The organism is Aequorivita lipolytica, assembly GCF_007997135.1.
GTDB lineage: Bacteria > Bacteroidota > Bacteroidia > Flavobacteriales > Flavobacteriaceae > Aequorivita > Aequorivita lipolytica.
In genome coordinates this window covers 34,743-52,722 of the sequence record NZ_VORU01000012.1, presented here as the reverse complement: position 1 = coordinate 52,722, position 17,980 = coordinate 34,743, and the positions used below count along the sequence as shown (strand labels likewise).

General features: G+C 38.3%; 17 protein-coding genes. 12 read left to right on the top strand and 5 right to left on the bottom strand.

The features are described 5' to 3' along the window. Positions 1–33 precede the first annotated feature (33 nt). Complete coding sequence (locus ESV24_RS12765) at positions 34–546, top strand: DUF6265 family protein (RefSeq protein ID WP_111816742.1); 513 nt, start codon at positions 34–36, stop codon at positions 544–546. Here ESV24_RS12765 and ESV24_RS12760 read toward each other — a convergent pair whose 3' ends face one another. From ESV24_RS12760 to ESV24_RS12745, 4 genes are all read right to left on the bottom strand, one after another. Next, the gene (locus ESV24_RS12760) at positions 547–2,163 is read right to left on the bottom strand and encodes a SulP family inorganic anion transporter (RefSeq protein WP_111816743.1); all 1,617 of its coding nucleotides are present in this window, start codon (positions 2,161–2,163) and stop codon (positions 547–549) included. It lies immediately after the preceding gene. Positions 2,164–2,243: 80 nt separating this feature from the next. Continuing rightward, a complete protein-coding gene (locus ESV24_RS12755; RefSeq protein ID WP_111816744.1) occupies positions 2,244–3,845 on the bottom strand; it encodes a phytoene desaturase family protein in 1,602 nt (533 codons plus the stop codon). 129 nt (positions 3,846–3,974) lie between these two features. After that, the gene (locus ESV24_RS12750; RefSeq protein WP_111816745.1) at positions 3,975–4,370 is read right to left on the bottom strand and encodes a PUR family DNA/RNA-binding protein; all 396 of its coding nucleotides are present in this window, start codon (positions 4,368–4,370) and stop codon (positions 3,975–3,977) included. 65 nt (positions 4,371–4,435) lie between these two features. Beyond that, a complete protein-coding gene (locus tag ESV24_RS12745; protein WP_111816746.1) occupies positions 4,436–6,193 on the bottom strand; it encodes an ABC transporter ATP-binding protein in 1,758 nt (585 codons plus the stop codon). 123 nt (positions 6,194–6,316) lie between these two features. On the opposite strand from ESV24_RS12745, the gene ESV24_RS12740 reads away from it, so the two are divergent. From ESV24_RS12740 to yajC, 4 genes are all read left to right on the top strand, one after another. Continuing rightward, entirely contained in the window at positions 6,317–7,414 is a 1,098-nt protein-coding gene (locus tag ESV24_RS12740) for a Leu/Phe/Val dehydrogenase (protein WP_111816800.1), read from the top strand. A gap of 87 nt (positions 7,415–7,501) precedes the next feature. Next, on the top strand, positions 7,502–8,446 hold the full coding sequence (gene nusB, locus ESV24_RS12735) for a transcription antitermination factor NusB (RefSeq protein WP_111816801.1): 945 nt from the start codon (positions 7,502–7,504) through the stop codon (positions 8,444–8,446). Positions 8,447–8,500: 54 nt separating this feature from the next. After that, positions 8,501–8,986: a DUF1573 domain-containing protein gene (locus ESV24_RS12730; protein WP_111816747.1), complete on the top strand. Its 486-nt coding sequence runs from the start codon at positions 8,501–8,503 to the stop codon at positions 8,984–8,986. A 28-nt stretch (positions 8,987–9,014) separates the two neighbouring features. Then, positions 9,015–9,305 carry a preprotein translocase subunit YajC gene (gene yajC / locus ESV24_RS12725; protein ID WP_111816748.1) on the top strand — a complete coding sequence of 97 codons (291 nt, stop codon included), beginning with the start codon at positions 9,015–9,017 and terminating at the stop codon, positions 9,303–9,305. 78 nt (positions 9,306–9,383) lie between these two features. Here yajC and pepT read toward each other — a convergent pair whose 3' ends face one another. Next, positions 9,384–10,646, bottom strand: a complete 1,263-nt coding sequence (gene pepT / locus ESV24_RS12720) for a peptidase T (RefSeq protein ID WP_111816749.1) — start codon at positions 10,644–10,646, stop codon at positions 9,384–9,386. Positions 10,647–10,731: 85 nt separating this feature from the next. Here pepT and ESV24_RS12715 point away from each other — a divergent pair, with 85 nt between their 5' ends. The 7 genes from ESV24_RS12715 to ESV24_RS12685 all read left to right on the top strand — a co-directional run bounded on the left by ESV24_RS12715 (position 10,732) and on the right by ESV24_RS12685 (position 17,897). Beyond that, entirely contained in the window at positions 10,732–11,799 is a 1,068-nt protein-coding gene (locus tag ESV24_RS12715) for a quinone-dependent dihydroorotate dehydrogenase (protein ID WP_111816750.1), read from the top strand. Continuing rightward, the gene (locus ESV24_RS12710; RefSeq protein ID WP_111816751.1) at positions 11,796–12,410 is read left to right on the top strand and encodes a LysE family translocator; all 615 of its coding nucleotides are present in this window, start codon (positions 11,796–11,798) and stop codon (positions 12,408–12,410) included. The genes ESV24_RS12715 and ESV24_RS12710 overlap by 4 nt, the downstream gene beginning before the upstream one ends. 82 nt (positions 12,411–12,492) lie before the next feature. Continuing rightward, on the top strand, positions 12,493–13,356 hold the full coding sequence (locus ESV24_RS12705; RefSeq protein WP_111816752.1) for a hydroxymethylglutaryl-CoA lyase: 864 nt from the start codon (positions 12,493–12,495) through the stop codon (positions 13,354–13,356). Beyond that, positions 13,357–14,895 (top strand): bifunctional metallophosphatase/5'-nucleotidase, encoded by a 1,539-nt coding sequence (locus ESV24_RS12700; protein ID WP_111816753.1) that lies wholly within the window; start codon positions 13,357–13,359, stop codon positions 14,893–14,895. It abuts the gene before it with no gap. A gap of 3 nt (positions 14,896–14,898) precedes the next feature. Beyond that, the gene (locus ESV24_RS12695; RefSeq protein WP_317046810.1) at positions 14,899–15,375 is read left to right on the top strand and encodes a heme-binding domain-containing protein; all 477 of its coding nucleotides are present in this window, start codon (positions 14,899–14,901) and stop codon (positions 15,373–15,375) included. A gap of 109 nt (positions 15,376–15,484) precedes the next feature. After that, the gene (locus ESV24_RS12690; protein WP_111816755.1) at positions 15,485–16,705 is read left to right on the top strand and encodes a DUF4856 domain-containing protein; all 1,221 of its coding nucleotides are present in this window, start codon (positions 15,485–15,487) and stop codon (positions 16,703–16,705) included. A gap of 70 nt (positions 16,706–16,775) precedes the next feature. Next, positions 16,776–17,897 carry an imelysin family protein gene (locus ESV24_RS12685; protein WP_111816756.1) on the top strand — a complete coding sequence of 374 codons (1,122 nt, stop codon included), beginning with the start codon at positions 16,776–16,778 and terminating at the stop codon, positions 17,895–17,897. Positions 17,898–17,980: the final 83 nt, after the last annotated feature.

Genomic DNA, 17,980 nt, shown 5'->3' with positions numbered 1-17,980 from the left:
TTTGATACCTTCGCCGAACTAAACCTGACCGCTATGAAAAAGTATTTGCTTTTTATATTGCTTCCATTACTGCTAAATTCCTGTAAAAATAATTCCGAAACAAAGAATTCTGAAACTGAAACCGCTGTAAATAAATTTGAAAAAATAGACCAATTACAATGGCTTTTAGGAACTTGGACCAATGAATCGGGAGAAGAGTTTTCGCAAGAAACTTGGTCGAGAGAAAATGAAAGTAGCTTTACGGCTTTTAGTTTTACGCAAGTAGGAAAAGAAACCGTTTTTGCTGAAACTATGGCGCTTGAACAAAAAGGAGAAAATTTGTTTTTGGCTGTGGTAACAGTCAATCAAAACAATGAAAATCCTGTTACTTTTAAAATGGTTTCTTCGGAAAACGGACAGTTCACTTTCGAAAATAAAGACCACGATTTTCCTGAACGTATTACCTATTCAAATCCTGTTAAAGACTCTCTCCACGCTTGGATTGAAGGAACGGTAAATGGTGAAGCCAAAAAAGTTGATTTCTATTTTTCGCGAAAGAATCGATAATTAGGTATCCGCATCCAAAGTATCGGTAACCACGTAATAACGCGGATCTTCAACTGAATCTTCAATAATTGCGTCAAATTCAGGATTCCACTTTAAAAGAAGTGATTTGCAATCCGGGCTGAGGTGGGTGAGTTTCACTTGCTTGCCACCGTCCATATATTTATTTGCAATATTCCGCACTGCTTCAACTCCAGAATGGTCCGAAATTTTAGATTCTATAAAATCAATTTCGATAGAACTTGGATCATCCGAAACATCGAATTTGCTGTTAAAAGCCGTTGTGGAACCAAAAAATAAAGGTCCCCAAATTTCATAAACCTTCGTGCCGTCTTCTTTAATACGTTTACGAGCGCGAATCATTGTGGCGCTTTTCCAAGCAAAAACAAGAGCGCTCATAATTACGCCAACTAGCACTGCAATTGCCAAATCCTGCCAAACGGTAACTGCAGAAACTGTAATTAAAACAATTGCATCTGCCAAAGGGATTTTGTGAAGAATCCTAAAACTACTCCAAGCAAAGGTGCCTATAACCACCATAAACATTACACCCACCAGAGCTGCTATAGGAATTTGTTCAATTAAAGGCGCGCCGAAAAGCACAAAACATAACAGAGCGATTGCTGCCGTAGCTCCGGAAAGCCTACCGCGACCACCAGAACTTACATTAATAATAGATTGCCCGATCATTGCGCAACCACCCATTCCGCCGAAAAATCCGTTTAAAATATTTGCGCCTCCTTGTGCAACACATTCACGATTGCCGCTGCCTCGGGTTTCGGTCATTTCGTCAATTAGATTCAGCGTCATCAATGATTCAATCAAACCAACTGCGGCCAATAAAAATGCTGTTGAAATTATTATATCCCAATGACCACTTAAAGTATCAATAAATCCAAAAATCTGTGTTTGAAAAACGGGGAGTGAGCCTTTTAGACCACTTCCACCTCCATCGCGGATAAAAGAACCAACGGTGCTAACGTCGAGATTTCCAAAAATGGTAATCGCCGCAACAACAACAATGGCAATAAGCGCAGCGGGAATTTTCTTTGTTAGTTTTGGCAATCCAAACATAATGCCCATTGTAAGCCCTACGAGTATGAGCATAATCCACAAATCTGCTCCGGTGAGCCATTGTGGAACAGTACCGCGACTTTCTTTAAAAAGTCCTAATTGTGAAAGAAAAATTACGATTGCCAACCCGTTTACAAACCCCATCATAACTGGATGCGGAATAAGCCGAACAAATTTCCCTAGCTTAAAGACCCCTGCCATAATTTGAATGGCGCCAACAAACAAAAGTGTTATAAAAAGCCATTGCAGGCCAAGATATTCAACGGGTTCGGCCAATGTTAATCCAACTTCGTTTCCTTTTTGAATCAAATGCACCATTACCACCGCCATTGCGCCCGTGGCTCCAGAAATCATCCCTGGACGACCGCCGAACAGCGCAGTTATAAGTCCCATAATGAACGCTCCGTAAAGCCCTACCAGAGGATCAATACCCGCCACGAAGGAAAAAGCAACCGCCTCTGGTATCAAAGCCAATGCTACCGTTAATCCTGAAAGGATATCGTTTTTTGGGTTTTGGGTAAAGTTCTTGATTGTTTTTGTTAACATCTGGTTCGTTTAAAAAAGTGGCAAATATAGGTTTTATTTTGATCTTAAGTAAGCAGATCAACTCGTTGAGCCGACGAACCTCAAGAATTCTTAGAGGTTTTAATTGCTTTAAATATTTTCCACGACCCCAATTTTAATATAGCCGTAGCACACAATAATCCTGAAAGCATAGCACCAGCTACACCAACAAGCGTTATGTCCTGCCCGGTTAAAAACAATCCTTTAATTTTAGTTTTCGGTCTTAGAAAAGGAAGCGTAAAGCGTTCCGGTGAATGTGCCAATCCATAGATTTCGCCGCTTTTATAATTGGTAAAATTTTCTGTGGAAAGTGGGGTTGAAACTTCAGAAGCTATAATGGTTCCTTCAATTTGAGGAAAAAATTTGAAGAGAACCTTCAGCATTTCTGTTTCAAAATTCTTTTTTAGTTTTAGATATTCATCGCCGCGTTTCATCCAATTGGTGTCTATATAATTTTCAAACCAATCCATATTTCCCACAGAAATAGCTTGAATGGTTGACGTTTCGGGATTTTTGGTTTGCCAGTTTGGATCTTTTGCGGAAGGAAAGGAGATATATGCAAAATTTTCGGGAGCGTTTTCCAAAGTAGCTTCCTCAAAAATTTCATCGATGCCGTCGTGTTTGTAATACCATAAATTGTGCTTTGGAAGCTTTAAAGCTTCACTGGATTGGTTCAAACCCAAATACAGACAGATATGTGCGCTGGCGGGCTGCACATTTTTTAAACTGAAATCACAAAATTTCCGATCTGCTTCCGAAAGTAAATGATTAAAAGTATTGTTTACGCCTACGTTGCTGATCACACTTTTGCAAGGGATGAATTTTTCACCTAGTTGGATTCCTTGAACCTGATTGTTTTCCGTGACAATTTTAGTAACGTCAGCGTTTATAAAAACCTTTCCGCTATTTGCTGTAAAAACTTCGAGGGTTTTTTTGCAAATTTGATCTGCTCCGCCAATAGGGTAGTAGCCGCCTTCCAAAAAATGCCCGATTACCATTGCGTGCGCCGCGAAACTGCTGTTTTTTGGAGACAATCCGTAATTACCACATTGTGCACAAAGCACGGCGATCAATCTTTCGTTTTTGGTTATTTCATTTAAAACATTCCAAGTGGTTTTTTCTGAAAATTTTGAATATCTTTTTCTGAAAATCCAACCAACAGATTTACTGAACCAAGGTTCGAATACTTTTTCAAAAAAGAAGGCACTACCACGTTTGTTAGCTTTCTGAATTAATTTTAGATAAGCATCAATCGCTTTTTCTTCTTTAGGAAAATAGTTTATGAGCTGTTTTCTGAAGTTTTCCTTTCCAGCTTTGAATTTATATTCGGCGCCGTCAATATTTGCAACATCATAGACTTCACCCATAGATTCCCATTCCAGTTTTCCATTAGTCAAAAAGTCGAAGAAACCACGAAGCGAAGAATCTTCTGCCATATTACCAACGTAATGAACCCCAACATCCCATTGAAACCCATCCTTTCTTTTAAAACTGTGCGTGAAACCACCGGGAACGTAATGCCTTTCAAAAATAGCAACCTTTTTTCCGGCTTTCGCAAGCCAAGTAGCGACAGTGAGTCCGCCCATTCCACTGCCAACAACAATGTGATCCAAACCTAAAAAATCAAGACTTGGATTGAAAGGTTGGTATAGTTTCTTGACCATTGAAGTATTGCGGGTTCGAGGATTTCAGAAATGAAAAATAAGCAAAGTAAATGAGCTACAGCCAGTACGGTAATAAAAAAAACCGGCAACGGTTTTGCCCGCGCCGGTTTTGTGTTTTAAAATTGAAATTTAAATATCGTCAAATTCTATATCTGTGAAACTGCTGGTGTCTGTTTCGCCATTTTCTGAAGTTGTTTCGGCAGCTTGTGGCGTTTCATCCGTTTCCTTTTTGTAATCTTTTTGGTGGCGTTCGCTTATTACCTCCTCGCCCTTCTCATCAATTACGTAGTTTATCATTTCCTCCAAGGTATCCTTGAACTCGCTGAAATCTTCTTTGTAAAGGTAGATTTTGTGTTTTTTATAATGATAAGAACCATCATCATTTGTAAACTTTTTACTCTCTGTAATAGTAAGGTAAAAATCCCCTGCTTTTGTGGACCTTACGTCAAAAAAGTAGGTGCGTCTTCCGGCGCGCATTACTTTTGAAAAAATCTCTTCTTGCTCCATCGTATAGTGGTCACTCATAATTTCTGTTTTTTGCTAACGTTCTGCCAAAAATCCAAAAAAAAACCAAACCAGCCAAAGTAAATTTACTTTTCTTTTTCCAAAAGCTGTTTTGCGTAGAGTTCCTTATAGTAGCCTTCGGAATTTACCAATTCATTATGAGTTCCCTGCTGAATAATTTTGCCCTCGTTTAATACAATAATCTTATTGGCGTTTTTAGCCGAAGAAATTCGGTGGCTCACAATAATAGTGGTTTTCTTTTTTGAAATTTTATGTAGGTTTTGAAGTATTTCTTCTTCAGTTTCCGTGTCAACAGCCGATAGGCAATCGTCAAAAAGTAAAATCTGTGGATCTTTTATTATTGCCCTAGCAATGGAAACCCGTTGTTTTTGGCCGCCGCTCAGTGTAATACCGCGTTCGCCCAAAACAGTGTCGTATCCATTCTTAAAACCGATAATATTTTTATGGACTGCTGCATTTTTTGCGGCTTCGATAACTTCTTCATCAGAGGCGTTTTCTTTTCCAAAACGAATATTGTTGCGCAACGAATCACTAAAAAGAAATGCGTCTTGTGGCACATAGCCAATGCTGTCGCGTAAATCTTCCAGGTGTAAATCTCGTATTGCTGTGTTGTCAATTTTCAGCATTTCTTCTTTTACATCGTAAAGTCTTCCTATTAATTCTAGGATGGTTGATTTTCCAGAACCTGTATTTCCAATAATGGCCAAAGTTTCTCCGGGTTTTACGGTGAAGGAAACGTTTTTTAATGCAGTTATACCAGTGTCGGGATATGTAAACGATAGATTATTGAATTCAATATTTCCATCCACCGGCGTGCTTTCTTCCACCAAATTTTGTATGGAAGGTTCCGTTTCCAAAAACTCATTAATACGTTTCTGTGAAGCTTCGGCCTGCTGTATCATTGAAGTTATCCACCCAACCACAGCAACGGGCCAAGTAAGCATATTCACATATATAAGAAATTCAACGATTGTTCCAAACTCTGCAATTTGCCCGTTAATGTAACGCGTTCCTCCAATATAAATAACAAGGATGTTGCTCACACCTATTAAAAGCATCATAAGTGGAAAAAACAGTGCTTGTACTTTTGCCAAATCAATATTTTTTACTTTGCTGCCATCGGCAAGTTCTTCAAAATTGGTATTGGTTCGCGGCTCTATTCCGTAAGCTTTTATAACCGCAATACCGCTGAAACTTTCTTGGGTAAACGTGGTAAGTCTCGAGAGATATTGCTGTACAATTGTAGTACGTTGGTTTATAAGTACACTTAGTTTGTAAATTGCGATAGAGAGAATAGGCAATGGTGCAATTGCATAAAGCGTCAAAATTGGCGCTTTGTAAAACATATAGCTTATCACCACGATAAATAGTGTAACGGTTGTAATGCCGTACATAAGCGCAGGGCCTACATACATGCGTACTTTGGAAACATCTTCGCTAATACGGTTCATCAAATCGCCGGTGCGATTCTGTTTGTAGAAACCTAGCGATAGTTTTTCGTAATGTTGGAATATTTCATTTTTAAGGTCGTATTCCACATAGCGTGATACCACGATAAACGTCTGTCTCATTATAAATGTGAAAAACGCAGAAAGCAATGCAGCGCCCAAAAGCAGTAAAATATTGATAAGCAATTCGTGCTTCACAATGGCAATATCTGTTATTTCCCCATTAAGATATTGTTTCACAGCAGTTACCGAATCACCCACCTTCATTGGCACTACCAATTTAAAAACGGTTGCAATAATCGTTATAAAAACACCCAATAATAAGCGCCCTTTATATTTCAGAAAATATTTATTGAGATACTTTAATTCTTTCATTTATGGGAAATAGACTAATTTTTTAAAATTTCTAAATTAACAAACGATGCTTTGCGGAATTGACAACAAAGAGCTACTTTTGCACCGCCTTTTTAAAGGATGTATAAAATAATTAAAAAAGCTATGGTAACTGAGGTAATTAATACAAACGAACTTCATAAAATGGATCCGGTTTTCGGGCAAATGTCCTTTGATAATCACGAGCAAATCGTTTTTTGCAACGACAAAGATACTGGATTAAAAGCAATAATTGGAATTCATAATACTGTTTTGGGGCCAGCTTTGGGCGGTACCAGAATGTGGAACTATACTAGCGAGTGGGAAGCTTTGAACGACGTGCTTCGTCTTTCACGCGGAATGACCTACAAAAGCGCAATCACTGGTTTGAACCTTGGTGGCGGGAAAGCCGTTTTGATCGGTGATGCAAAAACTCAAAAAACTCCAGAGTTGATGTTGAAATTTGGAGAGTTTGTACACTCTTTAGGTGGAAAATACATTACTGCAGAAGATGTGGGAATGGCAACTTCAGATATGGATTTGGTTAGAACCGTAACTCCGTACGTAACGGGTATTTCAGAATCTAAGGGTGGTGCGGGCAATCCTTCCCCGATTACCGCTTACGGCGTTTTTATGGGAATGAAGGCGGCCGCAAAATATAAATTTGGAAGCGATGTTCTTGAAGATAAAGTAGTTTATGTTCAGGGAATTGGGAATGTAGGTGAGGCGTTGGTTGAAAACTTGAGCAATGAAGGTGCTAAAGTATATATTGCGGACATCAACCAAGAGCGTTTGGAGGAAGTGCGTGACAAATACAGCGTTGAAATTTATGGCGGCAGCAATCTTTATGCAGAAAAAATGGACATCTACGCTCCCTGTGCTTTAGGTGCAACTGTGAATGATTTCACCATAAATCAATTGAACACAAAAATTATCGCCGGTGCTGCCAACAATCAATTAGCCGAAGAGCAGAAACACGGAAAAATGCTTCGTGAAAGAGGCATTGTTTACGCTCCAGATTTCTTAATAAATGCCGGTGGAATTATAAACGTTTACGCAGAACTTGAAAATTATGACCGAAAGGAAATAATGCGCAAGACAGAAAATATATACAATACTACTTTGGAAATATTGAAAAAAGCAGATACAGAAAATATTACAACCCATCAAGCAGCATTCAATGTAGCTCAAGCCAGAATTGATGCGAGAAAAAACGAAAAGTAGAATTCCTTTTTCTTAAAACACTATCTTTGCAACGCACAAGAAAATACTTGTGCGTTGTTTCTTAAAAACCAGTTCTTTCAAAAAAATATGCTTACAAGAAGACATATCCGAGTAAAAGTGTTGCAGTCCGTTTACGCCCATAACCAGCGTGAAAACCCGAATATAGATTCACAGGAAAAATTTCTGCTCCACAGTATAGATCAGATGCAGGATCTTTATTTATTGATGTTGCAACTACTTGTGGCACTTCAGGAACAGGCCGATAGTTTTCTTAACCGCTCGCAAAAGAAGCATCTTGCCACCGCACTTGAAAAAGACCCCAGCCGCAACTTTGTGAACAACAAATTACTTAAGGTAATTGCGGGAAATTCTACTTTTTCTGATATCATTGAGAAGAAAAAACTGAACTATTGGCAGATGGACAGCGAATATGTAACTATTCTTTTTAACGAATTACGTCAATTGGAATGGTACCAAGATTATCTTTTAAATAATGAGACCACTTACAAAGAAGATCAAAATTTCATAATTAAAGTTTTCAAAGAAGTAGTTGCCCCCAATGATAAACTTTATGATTATTTAGAGGATAAACGACTAACTTGGGTTGACGATTTTCCAATAGTCAATACCGCTATCGTGAAAATGCTCAATAAGCTTTCAGAAAAAAATGCCTCGGCGCTTTTAGTCCCCGACCTTTATAAGAACGATGAGGACCGAGAATACGCATTGCAACTTTTCCGAAAGGTAATTCTTAATGAAGACAAGTTGAATGCACAGATAGAAGGCAAAACCCCAAACTGGGACAAAGAGCGAATTGCCGATGTGGATCTTATTATTTTGAAAATGGGCATCGCAGAGTTTTTATACTTTCCCTCAATTCCTGTCCGCGCTACGATCAATGAATATTTGGAAGTTTCCAAGGAATATTCCACACCTAAAAGCAGCATTTTTGTGAATGGAATTCTGGATAAAATAGTGAAGGAATTTTCCGAAGACGGTAAACTAAACAAAATTGGTCGTGGGCTTCAATAAAAGCAAAAAAATACCTATTTTTGGCGTGCTAAAAACATAAAATATATAATTATTATGAAAAAATCAGTTTTAATAGTTGCTATTCTATCTGTTTTCGCTTTCTCCTCTTGTAAGGATAATGCTGCGGATAAAGTAAATGAAGAGAATGTTGCAACGGCAGCAGATCGAGATGCCGAATCAGGGAAATTTCCTGTAATTGCATTTGAAGAAAGTGTATTCGATTTTGGAACAATCGATCAAGGAACAAACGTAGAGCACGTTTTTAAATTCAAAAACACAGGCGAAGGTCCTTTAATGATCGTAAACGCTAAAAGTAGCTGTGGTTGTACTGTTCCAGAATATACTAAAGAACCAATTGCACCGGGCGAATCTGGTGAGATGTTAGTAAAATTCAACGGTAGTGGTCAAAATCAAGTGAGCAAAACTGTGACTATTACAACTAACACTAAAGCAGGAACAGAAACTTTAACTATTAAAGCTTTTGTAAATCCTAAAGCAGGAGGTGCAGTAGCCCCAATAAAAACCCCAACATCCAAATAATTAGTTTTTTGGATCACTAAAAATTGCTATGGAACAAATTCAAAGTTTTTTACCAATAATATTATTGTTTTTGGTGATGTATCTATTTTTGATACGTCCCCAAATGCGAAAAGCAAAACAGGAAAAACAGTTTGCCGCACAACTTAAAAAGGGCGATAAAGTAATAACCAACGGTGGTTTGCACGGCAAAGTTCTTGAGCTTAATGACGACGGAACTTGCATCATTGAAAGTGGTGCAGGCAAAATGAAGTTTGAAAGATCTGCCATTTCAATGGAAAGGACAGCAAAAATGAACGCTCCGGTAAAGGAGAAGAAATAGTAAATTGTTCCTTTTTTAAATAAAACTCCCTCACTACTTAATAGTTGAGGGAGTTTTTTTGTAACCTATTTTTATAATTTACTCTTCTTCCTTTTTGAATTTTGAAAGATCCTGAGCAGTTATTTGGGCTATATTCACTATTACTTCTACCGCCTTTTGCATACTTTCAACGGGAACATACTCATATCTTCCGTGAAAGTTGTGACCACCGGCAAAAATATTTGGACACGGAAGCCCCATAAAACTTAATTGAGAACCGTCAGTTCCACCGCGTATTGGTTTTATCAATGGTTCAATTCCAGCTTGCTCCATTGCTTGTTTTGCGATTTTTACAATGTGCATTACAGGTTCAATCTTCTCGCGCATATTGAAGTATTGGTCTTTAATTTCAACAGTGATAACCTCCATTTCAAATTGCTCGTTCAGTTCGTCGGCTAATTGTTGAATCATTTCTTTACGAGCTTCAAAATGCTTTGGGTCGTGATCGCGGATAATGTATTGGATTTTGGTTTCGTCCACAGATCCTTTTATGCCGTGAAGGTGAAAAAATCCTTCGCGTCCTTCAGTATGCTCTGGGGTTTCCAGTCTTGGTAGCGAGTTTATGTAGTCTGTAGCAATGTACATACTGTTTACCATTTTTCCCTTTGCATAACCGGGATGTACTATTTTTCCTTTTACGGTAACCACCGCGCCGGCTGCGTTAAAGTTTTCATACTCAAGTTCGCCCACTTGACTGCCATCCATTGTATAGGCCCAGTCTGCACCAAATTTTTTAACATCAAACTTATGTGCGCCGCGACCAATTTCTTCATCGGGTGTGAAACCTACGCGGATTTTTCCGTGCTTTATTTCGGGATGCTTAATTAGGTATTCCATTGCGGAAACTATTTCGGTAATTCCAGCTTTGTCATCAGCGCCCAAAAGTGTTGTTCCGTCCGTTGTTATTAGCGTTTGTCCTTTGTAGAGCAACAAATCTTCAAAATAATCTGGAGAAAGAATAATGTCTTTTTCTTTATTTAGAACAATATCTTTTCCATCGTAGTTCTCAATAATTTGAGGTTTCACGTTAGCGCCCGTAAAATCTGGTGAAGTATCAAAATGTGAAACAAAACCAATCACAGGAACGTGATGTTTCACGTTTGAAGGCAAAGTAGCCATTATGTAAGCGTTTTCGTCTATGCTTACATCTTCCATTCCTATTTGCTTTAGTTCTTCAGCAAGTTTATTTGCGAGATTCCATTGTTTTTTGGTGCTTGGTGTTGTGTCGCTATCTGGATCACTCTCGGTGTCTATAGTAACATAACTTTTAAAGCGTTCAATAATGTGTTGTTTTTCAATCATAATTTTTCTTTTACTATGCAAAATAAAGCATATTCAAAATAACAAATACATAGTTTAATGTATTTTTGCCAAACATTTTTCAACCATGTACAAAACCATAATCCGTCCACTCTTTTTCAGTTTTGATCCCGAAAAAATTCACCATTTCACGTTTTCTTTGATTCGGTTTTTTCATAAAATTGGCTTCGGAAGTCTTTTCCGAAGTATTTATAAAATTGAAAACCCAAAACTGGAGCGTGAACTTTTTGGGCTGAAATTTCCAAATCCTGTGGGACTTGCCGCTGGTTTTGATAAAGATGCGAAACTTTATAAAGAGCTTTCAAATTTCGGCTTTGGTTTTATTGAAATAGGAACTGTTACCCCAAAACCACAAGCTGGGAATGACAAACCGCGCTTGTTCCGTTTAAAAGAAGATTCCGCAATCATAAACCGAATGGGTTTTAATAATGGTGGCGTAGAAGAAGCTGTTGAAAGATTGAAGGAAAACTCCTCGGCTCCGCTCGGCGACCAAAATTCGGTGTCCGAGCGGAGCCGAGGAAACCGAGTTCTTATTGGCGGGAACATAGGCAAAAACAAAATCACCCCCAATGAAGAAGCGGTTAATGATTACATAATTTGCTTTGAAGCACTTTTTGATTATGTAGATTATTTTGTGGTAAACGTAAGCTCGCCAAACACGCCAAATCTTCGTGCCTTGCAGGAAAAGAAACCGTTAACAGATTTGTTGCAAACACTACAAAATCGAAATAATTCAAAAGAAAAGCGCAAGCCGATTCTTCTGAAAATCGCTCCAGATTTAACTGATGAACAACTTTTAGATATAGTCGAAATTGTTTCGGAAACTAAAATTGATGGCGTTATCGCAACAAACACCACTATTTCCCGAGACGGAATTTCTTCCGCAAATAAAAGCGAAATGGGAGGTTTGAGCGGAAAACCCTTAAATAAAAGAGCTACTGAAGTTATTCGCTTTCTTTCGGAAAATAGCAATAAAGCGTTTCCAATTATTGGCGTTGGTGGTATCCATACAGCAGAAGATGCTTTGGAAAAACTGGATGCCGGCGCAAGTCTTGTGCAACTTTACACAGGTTTTATTTACGAAGGTCCGGACTTGATTAAGCAAATAAACAAGACGATTTTAAAGCGGAAATGATTGAAACCCTAATTTCATTTTCCGTCGCAACACTTGCTTTAGCCATCTCTCCGGGGCCAGACAATATTTATGTGCTTACGCAGTCTTTGGTAAACGGCACCAAAAGCGGCATTGCTACTACCGCTGGATTGATTAGTGGCTGTATAGTTCACACTACACTTTTGGCATTTGGAGTTTCTGCAATTATAACTGCTTCAGAAGAAATTTTCTACGGAATAAAAGTTTTGGGCGCTTGCTATTTACTTTATTTGGCGTACAAAGTCTATAAAAGTGACGAGCATATTTCGATAGCTGAAAATGCTCCGAAAAAAACATATACACAGCTTTTCAAAACGGGTGTTGTTATGAATTTGTTAAACCCCAAAGTGATGATTTTCTTTTTGGCGTTTTTCCCAGGTTTCCTTTGGGACAAAGAAGGAAACACTGTACTTCAATTTTATATTTTGGGAATCACCTTTATGATTGTTTCCTTTATTACATTTAGCACGATTGCATTTGCTGCAGGGCGTATTTCATCTTTGATTTTAGAATGGAAAAGTATGGGTGTTGTTTTGAAATGGCTTCAAATACTTGTTTTTGTTGGGATTGCTGTTTTTATTGTTTTGCCATAATTTTTCACATTTCTATTTCACTTCATAAATATTTCCCATTTCTAATTTCGTAATTCCTATTTCAAAAACTATCTTTGAAACAATGCAGCAAGTAAAAATTATAGAATGCCCACGCGATGCTATGCAAGGCATCAGAGAATGGATTCCCACGGAACAAAAAGTGAAGTATATACAATCGCTTTTGCGCTGTGGTTTTGACACTATTGATTTTGGAAGTTTCGTTTCTTCCAAGGCGATTCCCCAAATGCAGGACACTGCGGAAGTACTGTCTAAACTAGATCTTTCGGCTACAAATAGTAAGCTGCTAGCCATAATCGCAAACTTGCGCGGCGCCGAAGATGCCGTGAAACATCTAGAAATTGATTATTTGGGCTATCCATTCTCAATTTCTGAAAACTTCCAAATGCGGAACACGCACAAGACCATTTCAGAGTCTTTGGTAATACTTCAGGAAATATTAAATCTTGCCGATAAAAATAATAAAGAAGTAGTTGCCTACCTTAGTATGGGCTTCGGAAATCCGTATGGTGACCCGTGGAATGAAGAGATAGTAGGTGAGTGGACGGAGAAACTGTCGGGCATGGGAGTGAAGATACTTTCGCTAAGCGATACAGTAGGTTCCTCAACACCCGAGATTATTTCATATTTATTTACTAACTTGATCCCCAAATATCCCCACATAGAATTCGGCGCGCATTTGCACACCACTCCTCACGCTTGGCACGAAAAAGTTGACGCCGCCTTTAAGGCAGGTTGTTACCGTTTTGATGGTGCCATTCAAGGTTTTGGTGGTTGCCCTATGGCAAAAGATGAATTAACGGGAAATATGCCTACCGAAAAAATGCTCAGCTATTTTACGACTGAAAAGATTTCGAACGGAATAAACCCAATGTCTTTTGAAAGTGCGCACAATGAAGCAACTAAAATTTTTACTAAATACCATTAAATGAAAAACTTTTTACTTTTAGCTGTTGTGGGCTATTTTTTTACGAGCTGTGAAATTCTTCAACTCTATCCGGAAGATCCAATAAAAGGTGCAGGCGCTATTACCATTAAATTTGTTCAAATTAACGATGTCTATGAAATTGCTCCCTTAAACGGCGGGGAATATGGGGGATTGGCGCGTGTAGCACATATTCGCGATTCTATTAAAGAACAATTTCCGAATACATTTTTATTTCTGGCGGGCGATTTTTTAAATCCATCCTTAATAGGAACGCTAAAAGTAGACGGCGAACGCATTAATGGAAAACAGATGATAGATGTGCTAAACGCTATGAATATTGATTTAGTAACCTTCGGAAACCATGAATTCGATTTGAGTGAAAAAGATCTTCAGAAAAGATTGAATGAGTCAAACTTCACTTGGACAACGGCAAATGTGCGCCATGTAACCGTAAAGGGGCTTATGCCTTTTGCTACCAAATGGGAATATTCTACCGTACCCACATCAGATTATTCAACATTTAATGCTGTTGATGCGGATGGCAATAAAATGAAATTTGGGGTATTTGGTGTAACCATTCCTTCCAATCCAAAAGATTATGTTTCCTACGGAGATATATACGAAAATGCAGAAAGAGCCTACGGTTTGGCGATTCAAAAGTCAGATTTTGTAGTTGGGCTTACGCACGTTTCCATAGAAGAAGATAAAGAAATTGCCAGTCGTATAAGGTCGCTTCCTTTAATAATGGGTGGCCACGAGCATTATAATATGCTCGAGAAGGAAGGTAGAACCATTATTGCAAAAGCAGATGCCAATGCAAAAAGTGTTTATGTGCATACCCTTATTTACAATTTGCGGACAAAGTACCTTCATGTTAATTCTGAATTGATGATGGTTACAGATAAAATAGCATCCTCTGCTAAGGTGGAGCGAGTAGTAAGCAAATGGACAGAGCTTTTGGATGAAAAGCTAAAAGAAGTAATTGAGAGACCTGACGAAGTAATTTTCAGTGCTTCATCGCCATTAGATGGAACTGATACCGCAAACCGAAGCAAACAAACTAATATGGGCGAGCTGATAACCCGTTCTATGGCCTACGCCTATAATGATAGAGTTGATGGCGCTCTTGTAAATGGCGGCTCAATAAGAATAGACGATAGGTTGGTGGGCGATATTACCAGTAGCGATATTTTTAGAGTACTTCCCTTTGGAGGTAGTGTTTTGAAGGTAGATTTAAAGGGCAGTCTTTTAAAGGAGGTTCTGGAATACGGAAAATCGCAAAGTGGAGAAGGGGCATATCTTCAACGCTACAAATTTTCTCAAAGTGAAGATGGCGAATGGCAAGCAGCCGGTAAAGCAATTAGTGACAATAAAACATATAGTGTAGCTTTTAGCGACTTTTTGCTGAAAGGATTGGACATCCCTTTTTTAACTACTGATAATAAAGAAATTATAAAAATTTATACTCCGACAGAAACCGAAACTGCTGCCGATATTCGAAAGGCAATTATTTTCTATTTAACTTCGCAAAAAAATTAAATTTTGAATAAAGTTATAAAAATAGTTCTTGTATTGGCACTAGTTGCTTTGGTGGCAATTCAATTTATACGTCCAGAAAAAAATAACGGTGGTTACGAAAGTGTTGCATTATTTGAAGCAGAAACCAAGCCTTCTGTAAAAGTAGCCTCTATATTAAAAGAGAGCTGTTACGATTGCCATAGCGACCAAACCCAATATCCGTGGTATGCAGAGATTGCACCAGCTTCACTATGGTTGGCCGATCATATTGAAGAGGGAAAGGAACATTTTAACGTATCTGCTTGGAAAAATTATACAGTGAAAAAGAAGGAGCACAAGCTGGAAGAACTTGTTGAAATGGTGGAAAATGGCGAAATGCCTTTAGAGTCCTATGCAATTATCCACGGTAATCTTTCCGAAGAAGATAGAAAACTTCTTTTGCAATGGGCAGGTGTTGCGAGACTTCAGTACAAACACCAATTGGAGGTTTCTTCAAACTAAAATTTTGAAATCTATTTAAATTAATTCTAAATAAACTTGTGGGTTTTCATAATCCCTATTATTTTTGCTGAAAAATCAATCTATTTTAATTCAGTCTAAATAATATTTAATGAAAAATTTATTCCTCACAGGAAGTTTAGTGGCAACATTATTCTTTGTATCATGTTCGTCTGATGACGATCAACCTATAGTCCAAAATACCGTAGAAGCTCCAGCCACCTATAAATTTATGCGTGGCAGTGAGTCAACTGTTGATTTCTCTGGTCAAAAAAGCCGAATTTTGATGGCGGGGGAAACTTCAAATGCCTTTACTGATTTTGATAACACAACCGAAGCTTCATTATTGGCGATGTTCAATCACCAAGCGGGCGATATTGATTTTTCTGATGCAAATTTAAACGCTTCAGATAAAAACTTGAGAAGCAAAAGTGCAGCTTCCTACGATTACTTCTCGGCAAACGCCTCTGAAAGCACACAAATCAAAGCCACTTTTGATGGTTATATTTCTTCACAAATCAATGAGGTTTTCGCAAATAGAATGATTGTAGCAACTTCTGGAGTAGCAGGACAGATTGCTGATGGCAGCAAAACACGTTACGTAAATGCAAAGGGTTTAGAGTATAACCAAGCTTTTGCAAAAGGCCTTTTGGGAGCTTTAATGGCAGACCAAATGCTGAATAATTATCTAAGTGCGGCTGTGCTTGATGAAAGTGAAAACCGCCAAAATAACGATAATGGTGTTACTGAAACAAACAAACCATACACAACCATGGAGCATAAATGGGATGAGGCGTACGGTTACCTTTATGGAACTTCCGCAAATCCTGAAAACCCAAACTTAACTATTGGTGAAGATGATAAATTTTTGAATGAATATGTAGGTCGTGTTAATGACAATGCAGACTTTGCTACAATAGCCGCAGATATTTGGGATGCTTTCAAATTAGGTCGTGCTGCCATTGTTGCGAAAAATTACGAAGTTCGCGATGCACAAGCCGCTATTATCCGTGAAAAAGTTTCAATAGTAATTGCCGCTCGTGGTATTTATTATTTACAAGCAGGAAAAAATAAAATCGCAGATGGCAATCGCGAAGGAGCATTTCACGCATTGTCCGAAGCTTATGGCTTTGTGTATAGCCTTCGTTTCACAAGAAAATCTGAAAACGCTACTCCACTTTTCACAAGAGCTGAAGTTGATACACTTTTGAGTATGCTTTTGAATTCAACAGATAACGGATTTTGGGATATTGCCCCTGAAACTTTAGATGAAGTTTCCGAAGCCATGGCGGCAAAATTTGACTTTACGGTAGCGCAGGCCGCGACCAATTAAATAATTGAATTTAAAGACAAGCCGATTTGCAATATATAGGTCGGTTCGTCTTGATTTATAAATAATTAATATGAAACATTTAAAATTAGGAGTTCTACTGCTTTTAGTGGCCGCATCAATTATTGCGTGTTCAAGTGATAATGAAAGTCCGCAAGAGGCAACCGATACTTTTGACCGTAGCGCAATGCTCGTTAATTGGGCGGACAATATTATAATTCCGGCGTATGACAGCTTTAATACGAAAGCTATTTCTTTAAATGCAAAGACTGTGGAATTTAATGCAAATCCAACAGAAGCTAATTTGCAAGCACTTAGATCAGTTTGGAAGGATGCTTACATTTCATTCCAAAATGTCTCTATGTTTGAAATCGGAAAGGCCGAAGAGTTGCGTTTCAGAAATCGTTTAAACGTGTATCCCGCGAACGCTGCTCAAATAGAAAGTTTTATAGACAGTGGGCTTTATGATTTTTCATTACCATCTACAATTGACAAACAAGGCTTTCCGGCTCTAGATTATATGTTGAATGGTTTAGCGGAAACAGATGCTGAAATTGTAGCTTTTTACACTACAAACAGTAACGCGGAAGGTTATAAAAATTATCTTCAAACCTTATCTGAAACTATTTCGTCTTTAAGCAATGAAGTGCTCACAAGCTGGACGGGCGGATACCGCGATGCTTTTGTGGCTAACACAAGTTCTTCCGCTTCCGGTGCTGTGGATAAACTTACTAACGATTATATTTTTTATTTTGAAAAAGCCCTTCGCGCTGGGAAAGTAGGTATTCCGGCAGGCGTTTTTTCAACCGGAACTTTACCGCAAAATGTGGAGGCGTTTTATAAAAAAGACATTTCAAAAGAACTTTTACTGGAAGCCATTGACGCTAGCCGTGATTTTTTCAACGGAAAAAGTTTTGATGGAAACTCCACCGGACAGAGCTTCAAAACATATCTTGATTATTTAAACACCATAAAAAATGGTGAAAATCTCAGCGCTTTAATCAACAATCAATTTGAAGTTGCAAAAACTAAAGCGAACGAATTAAATGGAAATCTAGCGCAACAAGTTGAAACCGATAACTCAAAAATGCTTGCAACTTATGATGAGTTACAACGCATCGTTATACTGTTAAAAGTTGATATGATTCAGGCTTTGGACGTAAGCATAGATTACGTAGACGCAGACGGGGATTAAAAATGGCTGGATGACTGAAGCGGGATGACGGATGCTATTCGTTATACTAATCCCTAATCCCTAATCCCTAATCCCTAATCCCT